This window comes from Aquimarina sp. AD1 (genome assembly GCF_003443695.1).
GTDB classification, from domain to species: domain Bacteria; phylum Bacteroidota; class Bacteroidia; order Flavobacteriales; family Flavobacteriaceae; genus Aquimarina; species Aquimarina latercula.
This window is the reverse complement of sequence record NZ_CP031966.1, coordinates 2,213,906-2,234,071: the sequence shown is the minus strand read 5'-3', so window position 1 is coordinate 2,234,071 and position 20,166 is coordinate 2,213,906. Positions and strand designations below refer to the sequence as shown.

Annotated in this window: 17 protein-coding genes; 14 read left to right on the top strand and 3 right to left on the bottom strand. The window is 32.6% G+C overall.

The window, feature by feature from the left end; genetic code table 11:
* Positions 1–4 precede the first annotated feature (4 nt).
* The gene (locus tag D1815_RS09920; protein WP_118386791.1) at positions 5–778 is read right to left on the bottom strand and encodes a phosphatase PAP2 family protein; all 774 of its coding nucleotides are present in this window, start codon (positions 776–778) and stop codon (positions 5–7) included.
* Between the two features lie 308 nt (positions 779–1,086).
* Between D1815_RS09920 and guaB the strand changes: the two genes are divergently transcribed.
* On the top strand, positions 1,087–2,559 hold the full coding sequence (gene guaB / locus D1815_RS09915; RefSeq protein ID WP_027395569.1) for an IMP dehydrogenase: 1,473 nt from the start codon (positions 1,087–1,089) through the stop codon (positions 2,557–2,559).
* Between the two features lie 79 nt (positions 2,560–2,638).
* Here the strand turns inward: guaB and D1815_RS09910 are convergent, their stop codons facing one another.
* Positions 2,639–3,145: an OmpH family outer membrane protein gene (locus D1815_RS09910; protein ID WP_027395570.1), complete on the bottom strand. Its 507-nt coding sequence runs from the start codon at positions 3,143–3,145 to the stop codon at positions 2,639–2,641.
* A gap of 93 nt (positions 3,146–3,238) precedes the next feature.
* On the bottom strand, positions 3,239–3,409 hold the full coding sequence (locus D1815_RS09905) for a hypothetical protein (protein ID WP_369899405.1): 171 nt from the start codon (positions 3,407–3,409) through the stop codon (positions 3,239–3,241).
* Between the two features lie 295 nt (positions 3,410–3,704).
* On the opposite strand from D1815_RS09905, the gene D1815_RS09900 reads away from it, so the two are divergent.
* From D1815_RS09900 to D1815_RS09840, 13 genes are all read left to right on the top strand, one after another.
* A complete protein-coding gene (locus D1815_RS09900) occupies positions 3,705–5,663 on the top strand; it encodes a peptidylprolyl isomerase (protein ID WP_118386790.1) in 1,959 nt (652 codons plus the stop codon).
* Positions 5,664–6,512, top strand: coding sequence for a peptidyl-prolyl cis-trans isomerase (locus D1815_RS09895; RefSeq protein ID WP_118386789.1), 849 nt, complete (start codon positions 5,664–5,666; stop codon positions 6,510–6,512).
* Positions 6,496–7,926 (top strand): peptidylprolyl isomerase, encoded by a 1,431-nt coding sequence (locus D1815_RS09890; protein ID WP_342667702.1) that lies wholly within the window; start codon positions 6,496–6,498, stop codon positions 7,924–7,926. Before D1815_RS09895 ends, D1815_RS09890 begins: the two co-directional genes overlap by 17 nt.
* Position 7,927: 1 nt before the next feature.
* The gene (locus D1815_RS09885) at positions 7,928–8,881 is read left to right on the top strand and encodes a MoxR family ATPase (RefSeq protein WP_027395575.1); all 954 of its coding nucleotides are present in this window, start codon (positions 7,928–7,930) and stop codon (positions 8,879–8,881) included.
* A 438-nt stretch (positions 8,882–9,319) separates the two neighbouring features.
* Positions 9,320–9,802, top strand: a complete 483-nt coding sequence (locus D1815_RS09880; protein ID WP_027395576.1) for a hypothetical protein — start codon at positions 9,320–9,322, stop codon at positions 9,800–9,802.
* A 627-nt stretch (positions 9,803–10,429) separates the two neighbouring features.
* Entirely contained in the window at positions 10,430–13,207 is a 2,778-nt protein-coding gene (locus D1815_RS09875; protein WP_118386788.1) for a bifunctional aconitate hydratase 2/2-methylisocitrate dehydratase, read from the top strand.
* A gap of 320 nt (positions 13,208–13,527) precedes the next feature.
* Positions 13,528–15,795, top strand: coding sequence for an aconitate hydratase (locus D1815_RS09870; RefSeq protein ID WP_118386787.1), 2,268 nt, complete (start codon positions 13,528–13,530; stop codon positions 15,793–15,795).
* A gap of 99 nt (positions 15,796–15,894) precedes the next feature.
* Positions 15,895–16,575: an NUDIX domain-containing protein gene (locus D1815_RS09865; protein ID WP_027395579.1), complete on the top strand. Its 681-nt coding sequence runs from the start codon at positions 15,895–15,897 to the stop codon at positions 16,573–16,575.
* A gap of 218 nt (positions 16,576–16,793) precedes the next feature.
* Positions 16,794–17,615, top strand: coding sequence for a ribose-phosphate diphosphokinase (prs, locus tag D1815_RS09860; protein ID WP_118386786.1), 822 nt, complete (start codon positions 16,794–16,796; stop codon positions 17,613–17,615).
* Positions 17,616–17,677: 62 nt separating this feature from the next.
* Positions 17,678–18,136: a nucleoside 2-deoxyribosyltransferase domain-containing protein gene (locus tag D1815_RS09855; protein ID WP_027395581.1), complete on the top strand. Its 459-nt coding sequence runs from the start codon at positions 17,678–17,680 to the stop codon at positions 18,134–18,136.
* Positions 18,133–18,681 carry an NADAR family protein gene (locus D1815_RS09850; protein ID WP_118386785.1) on the top strand — a complete coding sequence of 183 codons (549 nt, stop codon included), beginning with the start codon at positions 18,133–18,135 and terminating at the stop codon, positions 18,679–18,681. The genes D1815_RS09855 and D1815_RS09850 overlap by 4 nt, the downstream gene beginning before the upstream one ends.
* Before the next feature lie 21 nt (positions 18,682–18,702).
* Complete coding sequence (locus D1815_RS09845) at positions 18,703–19,530, top strand: TIGR02452 family protein (protein WP_027395584.1); 828 nt, start codon at positions 18,703–18,705, stop codon at positions 19,528–19,530.
* Entirely contained in the window at positions 19,527–20,165 is a 639-nt protein-coding gene (locus tag D1815_RS09840) for a DUF4291 domain-containing protein (protein WP_118386784.1), read from the top strand. Before D1815_RS09845 ends, D1815_RS09840 begins: the two co-directional genes overlap by 4 nt.
* The last annotated feature ends 1 nt before the right edge of the window (position 20,166 follow it).

Here is a 20,166-nt window from a genome sequence, read left to right as displayed (position 1 = left end):
TAGTCTAAAAAGATTTCGAAAAATATAGCCCAACACTATCACCAGTAAATTGTGGAGCAAATGCTATATCCTCTACATTTTTAAATGGATTCCAAGAAATAAGATGTTCATAATGGTATACTAATCGCGTAGTTAAGATTCCTATTCCGGCTCCCACAAGTACATCAGAGAGATAGTGTTTATTGTTCATCATTCTTAAGCTACCAGTGGTAATTGCAAAAATATATCCACTATAAGCTAATAAAGGACTGCTATCGATGAATTCTTCATATAGGACAGCAGCAGATACAAAAGCCATAGAAGTATGTCCTGATGGAAATGAGTTTAATTGGGTAGGATCTCCTGGTCGTGCCTTATCAACCTCTTTTTTTAAGACTGTAGTAGCTGCACTGGTTACTAAAGAAGAGATTAAAAGGTTTTTAGTTTGATCGAACCAATGATTTCTTGATGTTACTCCAAAAATATCAGCAGCATACATTTGCACTATAGGGGCGTACCTTGTGTAATCATCAATGTTTAAATAAAAATTATTACCTGTGTAACCTCTAATGTCTTTTTGTAATGATTTTTCAAAATCACTAGTTGATAAAAGAATTCCAGAAGCAATTAAAGTAAAGGGTATTACTCTTTTTGTAAATAGATTTCTTTTTTGTTTTTTACGTTCAGTTTGTTTAGAAGTCTTGAAATCAACTTTAGTAGCTGGTGCTTCTGTAAATTGGGCATTGGTGGTGTTTATATATAGACATACCAATAGTAGTAGGTTAATACTAATCTTCATAGAATATTTTTTAGGGCTCTTTTTGATTTGGGATCAAAAGCATTGAAATATACTATTTTAATATTAAAAAAATGTTAAATTAGATGAAGCTATTATTAATTTTTGGCAACTAATACTATTAACAGGTTAGTTTGTAATGTACTTAAAAACAGTGTTTAAAGGTGGTTTCGTGTTTTTTGAAGAGTCATGAGTATTGTTGTAAGGTATTAAATTTCATTTCAAATAAACAAAACCGATATTAGCTATTGACTTTTATAGGATTCCTTTAAAAAAGGCTTATATTTGCACGCAATTAAATCTTAATTGCGATGACAGCACACGAATCCAAAATCGTTGGAGAAGGACTTACATATGATGATGTACTTTTAGTCCCTGCATTTTCCGAAGTACTACCACGAGAAGTAAGTATCCAAACAAAATTTACAAGAAATATAACGATTAACGTTCCTATAGTTTCTGCGGCTATGGATACCGTTACAGAAAGCCGTATGGCAATTGCTATGGCGCAAGAAGGTGGAATTGGTGTATTGCACAAAAATATGACCATTCAGGAACAAGCTATGAAAGTTCGAAAGGTAAAAAGGGCAGAAAGTGGGATGATTATAGATCCTGTTACATTACCATTAGATGCAAAAGTTATTGATGCTAAAAATAATATGCGAGAGCATAGTATTGGAGGAATTCCTATAGTAGATGATAATAATAAGTTGTTAGGAATAGTTACTAATAGAGATTTACGTTTCGAGAAAAATAATGAACGACCTATATCAGAAGTGATGACTAGCGAAAACCTAGTTACTGTTGGAGAAGGAACATCATTACAGGAAGCAGAAGTTATATTACAAGATAATAAAATTGAAAAATTACCAGTAGTAAATGATGATAATACCTTAGTGGGATTAATAACTTTTAGAGATATTACAAAACTAACGCTAAAACCAAGTGCTAATAAAGATAGTTTAGGACGTCTTCGTGTAGCTGCTGCTATTGGAGTAACGGGTGATGCGGTGGATCGTGCAGAGGCTTTAGTTGGTGCTGGAGTAGATGCGGTGGTAATTGATACAGCTCATGGACATACTAAAGGAGTAGTTTCTGTTCTAAAAGAAGTGAAAAAGAAGTTTCCTGAATTAGATGTAATTGTTGGTAATATTGCAACAGGAGAGGCTGCAAAATATTTAGTAGAAGCTGGAGCTGATGCGGTAAAAGTTGGAATTGGACCAGGCTCTATCTGTACGACTAGAGTTGTTGCTGGAGTAGGTTTTCCACAGTTTTCAGCAGTTTTAGAAGTTGCTTCTGCAATTAAAGGATCAGGTGTTCCTGTAATAGCGGATGGAGGAATTAGATATACTGGAGATATTCCTAAAGCAATTGCAGCTGGGGCAGATACAGTTATGTTAGGCTCTCTATTAGCAGGAACAAAAGAATCTCCAGGAGAAACAATTATTTACGAAGGAAGAAAGTTTAAATCCTATCGCGGAATGGGATCAGTAGAAGCAATGAAAAAAGGATCAAAAGATCGTTATTTTCAGGATGTAGAGGATGATATCAAAAAACTAGTTCCAGAAGGAATTGTTGGTCGTGTAGCGTATAAAGGAGAATTATATGAGAGTATTCATCAATTCGTTGGTGGATTGCGTGCTGGTATGGGATATTGTGGTTCTAAAAATATTAAAACGCTACAGGATACAGGCCGTTTTGTGAAAATAACTGCTAGTGGTATCCATGAGAGTCATCCTCATGATGTTACTATTACTAAAGAAGCTCCTAATTATAGTAGGTAATAAAGTTTTAAATAAAGATATAAAAAACGCTTCAAAATTATTTGAAGCGTTTTTTTATAATGTATTTTAATAGGTAAGATTACTGTACTGGAATTCCCAGTTTTGTCATTACCGTTTTAGTAAGATCAAATTTTGGATCTACATACGCTAATCCGCTGCTTGTAATTGTTAGTACCTGTGTATATCCTTCTGCTTTGGCTACTTCTTCTAGCGCCTTTCCTATTTTAGTATATAATGGTTGTAATAATTTATTTTGCTCTAGTTGTACTAGTTGTGAACCATTTTGGCGAAATTTAGCAATATCATTTTCTACAGCAATGATTTCTTCTTGCTTAGTTTTTTTCATAGGTTCAGTCATTGTTGCTTCACCCTCCTGATAAGCTTTTACTTTTGCCTGATAATCATCAACTTTTACTTTTAAGTCAGCTTCTAATTTGGTGTTATATGCTTTCAGGTCTTCTTGAACTTTTGTTAATTCAGGCATTTTAGACAAAATAAAATCACTATCGATTGTTCCTACTTTAGATTGTGCTATTGCTTGTGCACTAATAAATAATACTAGTATTGGTAATAATATATTTTTCATTATAACTTTTTTTCTTTAATTTTTGATTTAGAATTTTTGCAAATATATAAGGTCTAAGGCAATATACGTGCCAAGACAAAAAAAAATAAAAATCTATTCTTGAAACAATTGACCACGATGTGGTTTTAAGGCGTCTCTGACTTTTTTCATTTCGGAGTCGATTACTACCATATAGGCAATACAGTGGAACTCGTTAACATCTTGATGACCAGTGTTTTTTATAGACAAGCCTTCAGAAGTAATGTATTCATTAAGGTGAATCACATGGTGTTGTGCCGTTTTATTTGCTACAGGACCTCTAAAATCCCAAATAAGCTTTAATTTTCTTTCCAAATTTTATAGTTAAGGTTGTTGTAAAATATATATTTTTCGATTTTGAAGTGTTTTTTTCTTTCTGATATATTTATATTGGTTAAATATGGTGGCAATATATATAGAACACTAAAATTTTAAAAACTAATTAATACTATATTATGGTAATGTTTCGTTAGAATAAAGAGCTTGTAAAACGCTTTAATATTGTTATTTTTGTCCGATTTGGGACTTTATTTAGAGAACTATGCACAAAAAATCTATCGTACTGTTTTTAACAGTCATCTTTTGCACCTTAATATATGGTCAAGAAAAAGACCCTGTATTACTTACCATTAATAATTCGCCTGTATACAGATCAGAGTTTAAGAGAGTATATCTTAAAAATATTGATTTGGTAAAGGATGAATCCCAAAAAGATATTGATGAATATCTACAGCTGTTTATAAACTATAAATTAAAGTTAGAAGAAGCTAAAGAACAAGGTCTAGATAAAAAAGAATCTTACATTAAAGAACTAGAGGGGTATAAGAAACAACTTTCATCTGGATATCTTACAGATACAGATGCATCTGATGCTTTGGTAAAAGAAGCCTACGATCGTTTACAAGAAAGAGTAAATGCAAGTCATATACTGGTACAGGTTAAACCTAATGCATCTCCAAAAGATACATTGCAAGCTTATCAGAAAATAATAGAGGCAAGGAATAAAATAATTAATGGAGCTGATTTTAAAGAAACAGCATTTGCATATAGTGAAGATCCTTCTGCCAAAAAAAATGGAGGTGATTTAGGCTGGTTTTCTGCGTTTAGAATGGTGTATCCGTTCGAACAAGCTGCTTTTACAACTAAGGTAGGGAATGTTTCAGAACCTTTTAAAACTCGTTTTGGGTATCACATCGTAAAAGTTAATAAAAAAGAAAAAACTTTAGGAGAGGTTACAGTTGCTCATATTATGGTAGCCTTTAATAAGGACAGAACGGAAAATGAAGCAGAAAAAAGAATCAATGAGATCAAGACGCAATTGCAAGCTGGTACTTCATTTGAATCACTTGCAAAACAGTATAGTGATGATCGCAATACTGCTGTAAACGGTGGTAAGATTAATCGTTTTGGTAGAGGAGCTCTAAATTCAGAAGATTTTGAGAAAGTAGCTTTTGCTTTAAAATCTTCGGGAGAATTGTCAAAACCTGTAAAAACGAAGTATGGCTGGCATCTTATCAAACTATTAGAAAAACATCCACCCAAGACTTTTGATGAACTGAAAGGAGAACTTACTCAGAGAATTAAAAAGGATAGTAGATCTCAACTTATTACAAAATCATTTATAAATTCTTTAAAAGAGAAATATGGTGTAAAAAGAAATGAAGAAGCAATATCTTATTTCGAAAAGAATGTGCCGTCAACTATTTTTAATGAAAAATGGAATATTCCAACGAGTGATAAAAATTTAACTAATTCTATTTTTTCTATAGGTAAAGAGAGTTTTACTTATTTAGACTTTGCAAAATTTATACAACAAAAAGGAACTCGTAAAACGAAAACAAAAGATATCTCTTTGTTCATAGAAAATGTGTATAGTGATTATGAATCAGCTAAGTTACTCCAGTACTATGAAGAGCATTTAGAAGAAGATAATCAAGATTTTGCAAATGTAGTTTCGGAATATAGAGATGGATTATTGCTATTTGATCTTATGGAATCTAAGATTTGGAATGCTGCTAAGGTTGATTCTGTAGGGCTTCAAGAATTTTATGCATCTAGAAAAGAAACCTATATAAAAGAAGAAAGTTATAAAGTGATAAAAGCTTCTTCGTCTAATAAAGAACTAATAGATAATGTGAAAGCGAAAATTGAAAAGGCCAATAGTATTGAGCAAATTAAAAAGGAGGTGAATATTTCAGACTCCAATACGGTACTTTTTACAGAAGAAGAGTTAACTAAGGATATAGATGAGTTAGCAGATAAATTTTCTGGTAATAATGGAGAAGTGGTCGTTGTTAATGAGGATGATTATATAACCCTGATTAAAGTAGTAGAAGTACTACCTTCAAGGGTGAAAACCTTTGATGAAACAAAAGGTAAGGTTATTAATGACTTTCAGGAAGACCTAGAAAAGCAATGGCTTAGTGAACTTAGAAAGAAATATTCTATAGAATTAAATAAAAAGACGTTAAAACAAATCAAAAAAGAATTATCTATCTAAATGCGATATATCTCTAACATACTATTGTTTTTTGTTTTAGTTTCTTGCGGAAATATAAATCGAAATGCAAACAGAGAAGTGGTGGCAAGAGTTAATGAGACTTATCTCTATAAAGATGCTATAAAAGATCTTGTTCCTAATGGCACTGCAATAGAGGATAGTCTAAATATAGTAAACAACTATATCAATATATGGGCAACTAGACAATTGTTTATAGACCAATCAAAAAGGAATCTTACTGAAGTAGAACTTCAGGAATTTGATAATCTAGTAGAGGATTATAAAAGTACTTTATATATCAATGCGTATAAAGATGCAGTAATCAATAAATCCATTAATATGGAGGTTACCAAAGATGATATGACGTCTTATTATTCAGAAAATTTGGAAAATTTTATTCTTAATGAAGAGTTAGTAAAGCTACGTTACTTACATTTGCCACCGGATTACAAAAATATTGTTGCAACGCAAACACGTTTTAATCGTTTTAATGAAGAGGATCATGAAGAATTACTTAGTAAAAAAATAGAGTTTGCTACATTTTCCTTTAATGACTCAGTTTGGGTTAAATTTGATCAGGTGTTAAATAAGATCCCTGTTCTTAAGAATCAAGACAAGAATAAGATCTTAAAAGATGGTAAGTACGTTCAGTTGCGAGACTCTTTGGGAGTATATATGATTAAAATAAAAAAAGTGCTTAAGAAAAAAGAAACAGCGCCTTTAGATTATATAAAGCCAACAATACGACAAATTATATTGAATAAAAGAAAGCGAGAGCTGATAAAAAAATTAGAAAAGGATATCACGAAAGATGCAATTAAAAACAAACAATTTGAAATATATAATTAAGAATACTATTTGTATTGCTGTATTGCTATTATGTAGCACTGGTGCTCAGATCTATGCTCAGGAAATTATAGAAGATGTTAAAAAAGAGGTTGAGAAGAAAGAAGATTCTGTAAAATCATTTCAAAAGATTAAAATCGATGGAGTTGCAGCTGTAATAGGAGAGTATGTAATATTAGAGAGTGATATTACAATTGCTTATCAGCAATTGATAAGTGAAGGAGTTTCTGCTGCAGATGTTAGTCGTTGCGAATTAGCAGGAAGCTTGTTTGAGAACAAATTATATGCTCACCATGCGGTACAAGATAGTGTTATTGTATCTGATGCTGAGGTGAATTCTATGGTAGATCAGCAACTGAGTTATATGACAAGAGAACTGGGAACAATAGATAAAGTTTTAAAATTCTATAGAAAAGAAAGTGAAGCAGATTTTAGAAAAGAACTTTTTGAAATTAATAAAGGAAATAGACTAGCAGAACAAATGCGTTCTAAGATAGTAGAAGATGTAGAGATTACACCAGAAGAAGTAAGAGAGTTTTTTGATGAAATCCCTGAAGATGAAAGACCTCTTTTTGGTACAGAATTAGAACTTGCTCAGATAGTAATAGACCCTAAAATTCCAGATGAAGAAGAGCAAAAAGTAGTTGATAGGTTAAAGCAATTTAGAACTGATATCGTAGAGAATGGAAGTAGTTTTGCTACTAAAGCGGTTTTATATTCTCAGGATCCCGGATCAAAATCAAAAGGAGGGAAATACACGTTAAACAGACAAACTCCTTTTGCTAAAGAGTTTAAAGACGTTGCCTTTAGTTTACAGGTTGGTGAGGTTAGTGAGCCTTTTAAGACAGATTTTGGTTGGCATATCATACAATTAGATAAAATTAGAGGAGAAGAAATAGATGTTAGACATATTTTATTGATTCCAGATGTTACAAGAGAAAGTGTTGAGGTAGCACAGAAACTTGTGGATTCTGTTCGTACAGCAGTGGTTTCCGGAACTATTGGTTTTAAAGAAGCTGCTAGAAAATTTAGTAATGAAAAAGAGACCAAAGAAGATGGAGGACAATTATTAAATCCTACAACAGGTGATACACGTTTTGAACTTACCAAAATTGATCCTATATTGTACGATCAAGTATCAAAATTAAAAACGAATGAAGTTTCCTTAGTAATACCAGATCAAGATCGTCAAGGTCGTAAAAAATTTAAATTAATCACTGTACTAAATCGTTTTGATGAGCATATAGCGGATTATTCTAAGGATTATTTAAAAATACAAGAACTCGCTCTCAGGAAAAAACAAATAGAAGCAATACGAGCTTGGCAGGAAGAAAAAATTAATGATACTTATATAAAAATTAATGGAGAGTACAGAGACTGTGAGTTTAGCGGTAACTGGTTAAAAAAAGAAAAATAATATGTCTGACGTTGCAGCAGTAGAAAAACTGGTAAGCAAACATACCGAACTCAAAAAAGAAATAGCAAAAATAATCATAGGTCAGGAAGAAGTAATCGATCAGATACTGATTGCTGTATTTTCTGGAGGTCATGCTTTATTGATAGGTGTTCCAGGATTAGCAAAAACACTAATGGTTAATACCATTTCCAAAGCTTTAGGATTGGATTTTAAAAGAATTCAATTTACTCCAGATTTGATGCCTAGCGATATATTAGGAAGTGAAATCTTGGACGAGTCCAGACATTTTAAATTTATCAAAGGCCCAGTGTTTTCTAATATTATTTTGGCAGATGAGATTAATAGAACTCCACCAAAAACACAGGCAGCCTTATTAGAAGCAATGCAAGAAAGAGCCGTAACAGTAGCTGGTCACCATTATAAACTGGATTTACCATATTTCGTATTAGCTACACAAAATCCTATTGAACAAGAAGGGACTTATCCATTACCAGAGGCTCAATTGGATAGATTTATGTTCGCTATCGAATTGAAATATCCTAGTTTTCAAGAAGAAGTAGAAGTTGTAAAAAGCACTACTGGAGATACTTCTGCAACAATTAATGCCTTGTTTACTGCCCAAGAAATTATCGATTTTCAGCAATTGATTCGTCGTATACCTGTAGCTGATAATGTAGTAGAATATGCAGTATCTATGGTTTCTAAAACTAGGCCTAATGGAGAATCTGCAACGGATTTAGTTAAAAGCTATATAGATTGGGGTGCTGGTCCAAGAGCATCACAAAATCTAATTTTGGCAGCAAAAGCAAATGCAGCCGTAAAAGGTAAGTTTTCTCCAGATATAGAGGATGTGCAAGCTGTGGCTATGGGGATATTACGTCACCGTATGATTAAAAACTATAAAGCCGAAGCAGAAGGAGTAAGTATTGAGGATATTATTCAAAGCTTATTCTAATCATTAAACCAATTTCTTAGTTTAAGAAGAATCAATTTTTATTTAATAAAAAAAGAAAAGCCCATTCAAGTAGGAAATGGGCTTTTTGCAATTATGAACAATTGAATTTTTGGGTAATGAATACTTGGGGAAAATCATCACCAGATATCTTCAATTTCAGTGCGCGAAAATAATAGAATAAGGGGAAATAACCCCGTTTTTAACATTTCTTTAATCCACTTTTAAGGGTTTGTAAAGAAATCATAAAGCCTGAGTTAAAATCTTTTAACCTCAATAGAGTAATTGAGGTTGTTGATTAATGTTTTCATTAACTTATAGAGGTAGAATTCTAAATAACTTTGTTTTTTTTATCTAAATAATTAAACCTTTTTTATTTCTGCGAGTCTTACTATTGAACGTTCATTAAAATAAAGTTGAATAATTAAGAAAAATAGATAGATGAAAAATAGTATAACCTACATAATGATTATGTTTTTGGGAGCATTTACGATGTTTGCCCAGTCGGAAGATGTAAGTGATAGACGTGAGAAACATAAAGAGCAAAGAGAGTTAAGAAAAGAATTTAATGAAAGCCTTTCAGAAGATCAAAAAGCTCAATTAGAGTATCAAAGAGAGTTGCATAAAGAACACAGAAAGGCATTTAAAGATACTTATACAGAAGAACAATTACAGATTGTAAAGAATGAAGACCTTTCTAGAAAAGGAAAACGTAAAGCCTTAAATCCTACGTTAAGTGATGAGCAAAAAAGCCTTAAAAATAAACAAAAAGAGGAAATGAAAGCTGCTAAAAGCAAGTTTGAATCATCTCTTAATGATGAACAATTAGAGAAATATAAAAAGGTAAAAAAGAAAGGTCATAGAAAAGGGAAGAAAGGACGTAAAGGTCATAACAGAAAAAAAAGCGATAAAGAAGAAAATTAAATTTAGTTTATTTTGTGTAGAAAGAGTGAAGTTGCTAAAACTTCACTCTTTTTTTGTTTTTATGTTAAAATTGATGGTTTTTAAATCAATAACTTAACAAATTACTACAACGTTTTCGTAATTCTTAAAGAAGTCAATTAAAATATTAGATATTTTTTTATGTGATTACCATTTTAATAGTTCTAAAATTGATTATTTAATCAAATAAAAGCGGTATTTTTTTTAAAAATGTAAAAAAGGGTTATTAACGCCATTCATTTAATAAAATCCCTTAAAATTCGTATTTTCGTCGGACTTTTCAATACACATTATATAGCAATATTGTTCTCAATATCGATATGATAAAGAAAGATGTAGGTCTAAGTTATAGAAACACAAAATACTGTTTCTTAATCAAGAATATATCTTTACTATTATTTTAGAAAATTATCACGATATTTTTTTGAGAAACTTGAGATAAATAAGAATATTGAAAAGATGTAAGGACTACCATAATTTCACTACCTAATGTATAGCTTGTCATTATGTAACAATATATAATAGGATTTTTCTATTATTGGCGGGTAGGAGAAATTTATCGTTTTCCAAACATTTGTATTAAACCAGGAAAGAATTCTATTACGTACTATGAACATTTACAATAATTACATTAGGGAAATCGAAGAAAGGAAATCCCTTGGGTTACACCCTAAGCCAATCGATGGAGCAGAGTTATTAAGTGAAATTATTTCACAAATTAAGGATAATGATAATGCACATCGTGATGACTCCCTTAACTTTTTTATCTACAATGTTTTGCCAGGAACCACAAGTGCTGCTGGTGTAAAAGCTCAGTTTTTAAAAGAAATTATTTTAGGTAAAGAAGTCGTTAAAGAAATTACTCCTGCTTTTGCTTTTGAGCAATTATCTCATATGAAAGGTGGACCTTCTGTAGAGGTATTGTTAGATTTAGCTTTAGGTGATGAAACTGCAATAGCTAATGAAGCTGCTAAAATATTAAAAACGCAAGTTTTCTTATACGAGGCAGATACAGAACAATTAGAAAAGGCGTATAAAGCAGGCAATACTATTGCTAAAGAATTAATAGAGAGCTATGCTCAAGCAGAGTTTTTTACAAAGTTACCAGACGTAGAAGAAGAAATAGAGATTGTAACTTTTGTTGCGGGAATAGGTGATATTTCTACAGATTTATTATCTCCTGGAGCGGATGCGCATTCAAGATCAGATCGTGAATTACACGGTCAGTGTATGTTTGAGCATAATAAAGATATGCAAAATGAATTATTAGCTTTAAAAGAACAACACCCAGATAAGCGTGTGATGTTGATTGCTGATAAAGGAACAATGGGAGTAGGTTCTTCTAGAATGTCTGGTGTAAATAATGTTGCGTTATGGACCGGTATATCATCTAGCCCATATGTACCATTTATTAATATTGCTCCAGTAATTGCTGGTACAAATGGTATTGCGCCAATATTCTTAACAACTGTGGGAGTAACTGGTGGTATTGGTATTGATTTAAAAAACTGGGTAAAGCAAAAAGATGCTGAAGGAAATACGATTGTAGATGAAGAAGGAGAAGCAATCTTAAAAGAAGAGTATTCTGTAGCTACAGGTACCGTTCTTACCATAAATACAAAAACGAAGAAATTATATAAAGGAGACAAAGAGTTAAAAGATATCTCAACTGCGTTAACACCACCAAAAATGGAGTTTATTAAAGCAGGAGGTTCTTATGCTGTTGTTTTCGGTAAGAAATTACAAACATTTGCTTGTAAAGTTTTAGGAATAGATGTTCCTCAAGTGTATGCAGCTTCCAAAGAAGTTTCTGTGGAAGGACAAGGTTTAACTGCTGTTGAGAAAATTTTTAACAGAAATGCAGTAGGAACCACGCCAGGTAAAACATTACACGCAGGTTCAAATGTTAGAGTTGAAGTTAACATTGTAGGTTCTCAAGATACTACAGGTTTAATGACTTCTCAAGAATTAGAGATGATGGCTGCTACAGTAATCTCTCCAATTGTTGATGCTGGTTACCAATCAGGATGTCATACAGCTTCAGTTTGGGATGATAAATCCAAAGCTAATATTCCAAGATTAATGAAGTTTATGAATGACTTCGGATTAGTTACAGCACGTCATCCAGAAGGGAAGTATCATGCAATGACTGATGTAATTCATAAGGTATTAAATGATATAGCGGTAGATGATTGGGATGTAATCATAGGTGGAGATTCACACACACGTATGGCAAAAGGAGTTGCTTTTGGAGCGGATTCAGGAACAGTTGCTTTAGCATTAGCTACAGGAGAAGCTACTATGCCAATTCCAGAGTCTGTAAAGGTTACTTTTAAAGGAGAAATGAAACCTTATATGGATTTCCGTGATGTAGTTCATGCTACTCAAGAGCAGATGTTAAATCAGTTTGAAGGCGAGAATGTTTTCCAAGGAAAAATTATTGAAGTACATATCGGTACTTTAACTTCTGATCAAGCATTTACATTTACAGATTGGACCGCTGAAATGAAAGCAAAAGCATCTATCTGTATTTCTGAAGATGATACATTAATCGAATCCTTAGAAATCTCTAGAGATCGTATACAAATTATGATTGATAAGGGTATGGATAACCCAAAGCAGGATCTTAAAGGATTAGTTGATAAAGCAAATAATCGTATTACGGAAATTAAAACTGGAACTAAATCGGCATTAAAACCAGATGCAGACGCTAAATATTATCAAGAAGTTGTTATTGATTTAGATAAGATCGTAGAGCCAATGATAGCTGATCCAGATGTAAATAATGAAGATGTATCTAAGCGTTATACGCATGATAATATTCAACCATTGTCCTTTTACGGAGGAACTAAGAAAGTAGATTTAGGTTTCATAGGATCTTGTATGATTCATAAGGGAGATATGAAAATTTTAGCTCAGATGTTAAAGAACATTGAGAAACAACAAGGAGAAGTTGTATTTAATGCACCTTTAGTTGTTGCTCCTCCAACATATAATATTGTTGATGAGTTAAAAGCAGAAGGTGATTGGGATGTTTTAGTTAAATATTCTGGTTTTGAGTTTGATGATAGTGCGCCAAAAGGTTTAGCACGTACAAAGTATGAGAATATGTTATACTTAGAACGTCCTGGATGTAATTTATGTATGGGTAACCAAGAAAAAGCGGAGCCAGGAGATACAGTGATGGCTACTTCTACACGTTTATTCCAAGGAAGAGTTGTTAGAGATTCTGATGGCAAAAAAGGAGAATCTTTGTTGTCTTCTACGCCAGTAGTAGTTTTATCTACAATTTTAGGTAGAACACCAACCATGGAAGAATATGAAGCTGCTGTTGATGGTATTGTATTGACTAAGTTTAAACCATCTCAGAAGCAATTAGTTATGTGATTAAAAATATATAATAGTTTAAAAGCCTTAATACGAATTGTTGTATTAAGGCTTTTTTGGTTTTAGCTAAAGATGTTTTTTGATATACGAGATAAACTTTTTAATGAAAATAGACAGTTTAGGGAATCAAGTTTAAAATTGATTGTTTGCAATCGATATTATGTGCAGGTTATTCTTAGTTTGTATAATACTTGTTTTTAGTGCAATAGAATATTTTTTATAATCATTCTATATTCTCGATACTCTTTTCGTAGTCATTCGATATTTCGTATCTTGGAATACTTAAAAAAGAATAACGAAAACACATAAAACACAACTATATGGCATTCGATATCGATATGATAAAAAAGGTGTATGCTCAAGTTGCCGAAAGAGTGGATGCTGCTCGCGAAGTAACAGGAAAACCTTTAACATTAGCAGAGAAAATTTTGTACTCACATCTTTGGGATGGTAAAAGTAAAACAGCATTTACTAGAGGTAAGGATTATGTTGATTTTGCTCCAGACCGTATTGCTTGTCAAGATGCAACTGCTCAGATGGCATTATTGCAATTTATGCAAGCTGGAAAAAAGAAAGTTGCAGTTCCAACGACGGTACATTGTGATCATTTAATTCAGGCTAAAGTTGGTGCTGATAAAGATTTACAATCAGCGATGAATACCAGTAGTGAAGTATTTAATTTCTTAGAATCGGTATCTGATAAGTATGGTATTGGTTTTTGGAAACCTGGAGCTGGAATTATACATCAGGTAGTTTTAGAAAATTATGCATTCCCTGGAGGTATGATGATTGGTACGGATTCTCATACGGTAAATGCAGGAGGATTAGGAATGGTAGCAATTGGTGTAGGTGGAGCTGATGCTGTAGATGTAATGGCAGGAATGCCTTGGGAATTAAAATTTCCTAAATTAATAGGTGTTAAACTAACTGGTAAATTATCTGGTTGGACAGCACCAAAAGATGTGATTCTAAAAGTAGCCGAAATTCTTACTGTAAAAGGTGGAACTGATGCTATTGTAGAATATTTTGGCCCAGGAGCAACTTCAATGTCATGTACAGGAAAAGGAACTATTTGTAATATGGGTGCCGAAATTGGTGCTACAACATCTACATTTGGGTATGATGAATCAATGGAGCGTTATTTACGAGCTACAGAAAGAGCTGAAGTAGCAGACGCCGCTAATAAAGTAAAAGAACATTTAACTGCAGATCCAGAAGTATATGCTAATCCTGAGCAATATTTTGATCAGGTTATAGAGATAAATTTATCCGAATTAGGACCATTATTAAATGGGCCATTTACACCAGATTTATCAACTGAGGTTGGTACGAGTATGACAGAGAAAGCAAAAGCTAATGATTGGCCATTACAGGTAGAATGGGGGCTAATAGGTTCTTGTACCAATTCTTCGTATGAAGATTTATCACGTGCTTCTTCTATTGCGCAACAAGCATTGGATAAAGGTCTAAAAATGAAGTCAGAATTAGGAATCAATCCAGGTTCTGAACAGGTACGGTATACAGCAGAGAGAGATGGCATTCTTGGAATATTCGAAAAATTGGATGCTAAAATCTTTACTAATGCTTGTGGACCTTGTATCGGGCAGTGGGCAAGATATAGTGATCCTAAAAATGCTCCGAAGAATAGTATCGTTCATTCTTTTAATAGAAACTTTGCGAAACGTGCAGATGGAAACCCTAATACACACGCTTTTGTAGCATCTCCAGAATTAACCGCTGCCATTGCAGTTTCTGGACGTTTAGACTTTAATCCACTTACGGATAAATTGATTAATGAAGAAGGACAAGAAGTAATGTTTGATGAGCCAACTGGATGGGAGTTACCTCCTAAAGGTTTTGAAGTGGAAGATGCGGGATATTTAGCGCCGGTAGAAGATGGTAGTGGAGTGCAAGTTAATGTAAGTCCAACATCAGAAAGGCTTCAGTTATTAACTCCTTTTGAACCAATAGGTGATGAAATAAAAGGAGCAAAGCTATTAATCAAAGCTTTCGGAAAATGTACTACAGATCATATTTCTATGGCAGGTCCTTGGTTGCGTTATAGAGGACACTTAGATAATATATCCAATAACTGTCTAATAGGTGCTGTTAATGCTTTTGGAAAAAAGACAAACTTTGTTAAAAATCAATTAGATGGAGAATTTGGTGGTGTGCCAGATACAGCAAGAGCGTATAAAGCTGCGGGTGTTCCTACAATCGTAGTAGGAGATCATAATTATGGAGAAGGTTCTTCTCGTGAACACGCCGCAATGGAACCAAGACATTTAGGTGTTGTTGCAGTAATTGTAAAATCCTTTGCTCGTATCCATGAAACTAACCTTAAAAAACAAGGTATGTTAGGACTTACATTTGTAAATGAAGGAGATTACGATAAAATTCAGGAAGATGATACTATCAACTTCTTAGATTTAAATGCTTTTTCACCAGGAAAAACTTTAAATATAGAGTTTGTACATGCAGATGGTTCTAAAGATGTAATTGAAGTAAATCATACCTATAACGATTCTCAAATCGAATGGTTTAAAGAAGGTTCTGCTTTGAATTTAATAAAGAAACAAAACGCTTAAATTTTAGATTAATAATACAGACTTTATAGGAAACTCCTGAAGATTATTCTTCGGGAGTTTTTGTTTTGTAAAAAGTCAGAATTTTGTAATTTTGCGTATATGGTACGCCAAAATATTAAAGTAGCAGTAGATGCAGTAGTCTTTGGATACAAAGATAAGGCACTGCATGTGCTTTTAATCAAAAGAGATATAGAGCCGTTTAAAGATTCATGGGCCTTACCAGGTGGTTTGGTCTTAGAGAATGAAAGTTTAGAAAATGCGGTAGAACGAGAACTTAAAGAAGAAACTAATGTTACTGCTGATTATTTAGAGCAGTTGTATTCTTTTGGGAAACCAGGAAGAGATCCAAGAAATAGGGTAGTGAGTATTACGTATTTTGGTTTAGTTAAACCAGAACATCATAATATAAAAGCAGATACCGATGCTAATGATGTAGCTTGGTTTGATATTAATGAACTTCCTGAGTTAGCATTCGATCACGCTACTATTCTTGATATTGCTAAGAAAAGATTGCGTAATAAACTAACCTATGAACCTATAGGCTTTGATTTATTAGCAGATAAGTTTCTCTTTTCTGACTTAGAGAAACTATATATGACAATTCTCGATAAACAAATCGATCGAAGAAATTTTAGAAAAAAAATTCTAAGTTTTGGTATTTTAGAAGAACTAAAAGAAAAAATTTCTGAAGGAAGAGGAAGACCGGCAAATCTTTTCAAGTTCAATCAAAAGCAATACTTCAAGCTTAAAGAAGAAGGTTTCCTTTTCGATATTAAATAAAGATTCTGTAGTACTTAGATCGGAGTCGAGAAGTAGTAGAACTCATTTTTCATTATTCTAAGATATCATGTTGATCCCTCCTGAAGGATGAGGGCATCCAGTGTGGAATCCAAATTATAGTTAGTAATACCTGTAAAACATCTTTTATTGTATTTTTTACGCAAAATATTTTGTCAATATATTGATCTGTTTTATATTTGCGTAAAAATAACACAATTATGCAGTATTTACATTTAGATCAATCATTTACTCCATTCGATAAATCAATTGAGTTTACTTCGTTTGTTTTTAATGGTGGTGAGCCACATATCAAAATCTCTGAAAAATCCATAGGTAATGAAGTAACAATTACACATAGATTGAATTCATTTAATGATGTTGGTTTATTGTTAGTAGCCACAGATGCGTTGCGTAGAATGGATGTGAAATTAATTAATGTTTTGATTCCGTATTTTCCAGCTGCAAGACAGGATAGAGTGATGGTTAGTGGAGAGTCACTAAGTGTAAAAGTATATGCAGATATTATAAATGCGCAAAACTATAATCAGGTGATGGTTTTTGATCCACATTCTGAAGTAACTCCAGCGTTGTTGAATAATGTAAAAGTGATAGAGAACTATGAGTATGTAAAACAGTGCTTAGGTCATATTAATGAAGATGTTGTGTTGATATCTCCTGATGGTGGAGCATTAAAAAAGATTTATAAAGTATCTGAGTATTTAGGAGGAATAGAAGTTGTAGAATGTTCTAAGAAAAGAGATGTAAAAACAGGGAAACTCTCTGGTTTTAGAGTATATGAAGAAGACCTTAATGGAAAACATTGCGTAATTGTAGATGACATTTGTGATGGAGGTGGAACGTTTTTAGGATTGGCAACTGCATTAAAAGGAAAAAATGCAGGGAAGTTAAGCTTAGTAGTAAGCCATGGAATTTTCAGTAAAGGATTTGAAGAATTAAATAAGTCATTTGATACTGTTTTTACTACCAATTCTTTTAGGGATATAGAAGAGAAGAACGTTATACAATTTCCAGTTATATAGCTAAACATTAAATACTGTCATTCCGGCGCAGGCTGGAATCTAAGAATTGAAAATATAAAACTATGAAAATAATAACAGCACCAACAAAAATAGAACTAGATAAAAATCTAAGTGTTTTTTTAGCAGGTAGTATCGAAGTAGGTGTTGCAGAAAGATGGCAGGATATAGTTATAAATGAGTTATTAGAATACGATGTAACCTTGTTAAATCCCAGAAGAGCAAGTTGGGATGCTAGTTGGAAACAAACAATTGACAATCCTGTTTTTAAGGAACAAGTAGACTGGGAACTAGAAGCTTTAGAAAAGGCTGAAATGATTATAATGTATTTTGATAAAAATACAAAGTCTCCAATTACATTATTAGAATTGGGGTTGTTTGCTAGAAGTGGAAAACTAATTGTTTGTTGTCCAGATGAATTTTGGAGAAAAGGAAATGTAGCTATTGTTTGTGAGAGATATGAAGTAAAACAAGTAGATAGTTTAGAAGAATTGATTAATGAAGTAAAGAAGAGAGTGAAATGAAATACACATTACAAAACATACAAGAGCAGTTTAATAAAGGAAAGAGTTTGAAATATCTGTTCTTCTGGGGGCATACGCCTAATAAAGATGGAAGTATTGGTAAAAGTTGTTTTAGTCAATGGTGGAATCAGTCTTTCGAAGTAGAAGGAGTTGTTTATAAAACAGCAGAACACTGGATGATGGTTGAAAAAGCCAGATTGTTTGAAGACAATGAAATTTTAAAAGAGATTATTGATTGTAATCAACCAATGGAAGCTAAGCAATTAGGTAGAAAAGTAAAGAATTTTGATCCTAAAGTATGGGATACTCATAAGTACGAAATTGTAAAACAAGGAAACTATCATAAGTTTTCACAGCACCAAGAGTTGAAGGAGTTTTTGTTAAATACCAAGAAAAGAATTATTGTAGAAGCAAGTCCAAGAGATCGCATATGGGGAATCGGAATGGGACAGGCAAATGAAAAAGCACAGAATCCTAATTTGTGGAGAGGTCAAAATCTATTAGGTTTTGCCCTGATGGAAGTGAGGGATGAATTAGATCCATAGGGTCTTTAAAAAATTAAGAAAATGCAAAAGACATTAAGAAAAATAACTGCAAAGGAAACGCTTGAAATAACTGAACAAGGTTTCTATATTAATACTAAACAAGAAAAAATAGTTATTTCTGAAATTCAGAAGAACGCAATTTATGGAACAAAATTTTATGATACTAAAGAATTAGATGAGTTACTTATAGAGTTAGATACAATTGATAATTATAAAACATCTTTTGAAGTTGTAGAAGAAACAACGATAGGCAGTATACAAAGATTAGTTTCTTTAGGATTCTCCAACCTGATGTGCTTAAACTTTGCTTCTGCTAAAAATCCTGGAGGAGGTTTTTTTAATGGAGCACAAGCTCAGGAAGAAAGTATTGCGAGATCTTCAGGTTTATATCCATGTCAACTATCTGCTATAGAATTTTATGAAACGCATAGAGGAATGAAATCTTGTATGTATACAGATGGAATGATTTATAGTCCTAAAGTTCCGGTTCTACGAAACGATAAAGGAGAGTTATTCGATACTCCAATAGTAAGTTCGATAATTACAGCAGCGGCTGTTAATGCGGGAGTAGTTAAAAGGTTTGAGGCTGATAAGGTATCCAAGATTGAAGATGTAATGAGAGTAAGGATTGATAAGTTATTAGCACTTTCGATAGCGAACAATCATAACGCTTTGATTTTAGGAGCTTGGGGGTGTGGAGTATTTCAGAATGATCCTAAAATGATAGCGAAACTGTTTTCGGAATTATTAAAAGAAAAATATAAAGGAGTATTCGAAAAAGTGGTATTTGCTATTTATGCAAAAAACAAAAAGTTTATTGAAGCTTTTCAGAATGAATTTGAGAAATGAAATTAGAGTTAACAAATTATAAAGAACAAGAAGAAAACTGGCCGGAGCAAGGATATCATATTATGGCACAATATGATGATCAAAAAATAGTAGTATATCAATCGTATAGACTAGCTATTGGAAACTTTGCGGTGGAAAATCAATTTTTTGGTGGTCCATTTAGTTTAGAAAGAATGACTTGGATTAAGCCTAATTTTCTTTGGATGATGTATCGTAATGGATGGGGAACGAAAGAAGGACAAGAAGTTGTATTAGCTATACATCTAAAGCGAGAGGCTTTCGAAAGTTACCTAAGTAACGCGGTGTACTCTTCATTTAAACCTGAATTATATTCATCTTATGAAGCTTGGCAAGAGGATGTTACTAATTCTGATGTTAGACTACAATGGGATCCTGATCACGATCCTTATGGAGTAAAGCTAGAAAGAAGAGCAATTCAGATTGGATTAAGAAAAGAGTTTATAAAGTCGTATGCATCCGAAGATATTTTAGAGATAGAGGATATTTCACAATTTGTAAAAGAACAATATGAACTAGTAAAATCTAATAATTTGGAAGAATTAATAACTCCTCTCGAAAAACCATTGATTTTTGAAAATGAGAAGTTGAATACATATTTGAAGTTAAAAGAATAGT

Bases quoted from the DNA above. Each gene is read 5' to 3' on its own strand.
- D1815_RS09875 (WP_118386788.1), top strand. From the start codon at position 10,430: ATGAACATTTACAATAATTACATTAGGGAAATCGAAGAAAGGAAATCC.
- D1815_RS09900 (WP_118386790.1), top strand. From the start codon at position 3,705: ATGCACAAAAAATCTATCGTACTGTTTTTAACAGTCATCTTTTGCACC.
- guaB (WP_027395569.1), top strand. From the start codon at position 1,087: ATGACAGCACACGAATCCAAAATCGTTGGAGAAGGACTTACATATGAT.
- D1815_RS09845 (WP_027395584.1), top strand. From the start codon at position 18,703: ATGCAAAAGACATTAAGAAAAATAACTGCAAAGGAAACGCTTGAAATA.
- D1815_RS09885 (WP_027395575.1), top strand. From the start codon at position 7,928: ATGTCTGACGTTGCAGCAGTAGAAAAACTGGTAAGCAAACATACCGAA.
- D1815_RS09895 (WP_118386789.1), top strand. From the start codon at position 5,664: ATGCGATATATCTCTAACATACTATTGTTTTTTGTTTTAGTTTCTTGC.
- D1815_RS09850 (WP_118386785.1), top strand. From the start codon at position 18,133: ATGAAATACACATTACAAAACATACAAGAGCAGTTTAATAAAGGAAAG.
- D1815_RS09880 (WP_027395576.1), top strand. From the start codon at position 9,320: ATGAAAAATAGTATAACCTACATAATGATTATGTTTTTGGGAGCATTT.
- D1815_RS09855 (WP_027395581.1), top strand. From the start codon at position 17,678: ATGAAAATAATAACAGCACCAACAAAAATAGAACTAGATAAAAATCTA.
- D1815_RS09920 (WP_118386791.1), bottom strand. From the start codon at position 778: ATGAAGATTAGTATTAACCTACTACTATTGGTATGTCTATATATAAAC.
- D1815_RS09870 (WP_118386787.1), top strand. From the start codon at position 13,528: ATGGCATTCGATATCGATATGATAAAAAAGGTGTATGCTCAAGTTGCC.
- D1815_RS09840 (WP_118386784.1), top strand. From the start codon at position 19,527: ATGAAATTAGAGTTAACAAATTATAAAGAACAAGAAGAAAACTGGCCG.
- D1815_RS09910 (WP_027395570.1), bottom strand. From the start codon at position 3,145: ATGAAAAATATATTATTACCAATACTAGTATTATTTATTAGTGCACAA.
- prs (WP_118386786.1), top strand. From the start codon at position 16,794: ATGCAGTATTTACATTTAGATCAATCATTTACTCCATTCGATAAATCA.
- D1815_RS09865 (WP_027395579.1), top strand. From the start codon at position 15,895: ATGGTACGCCAAAATATTAAAGTAGCAGTAGATGCAGTAGTCTTTGGA.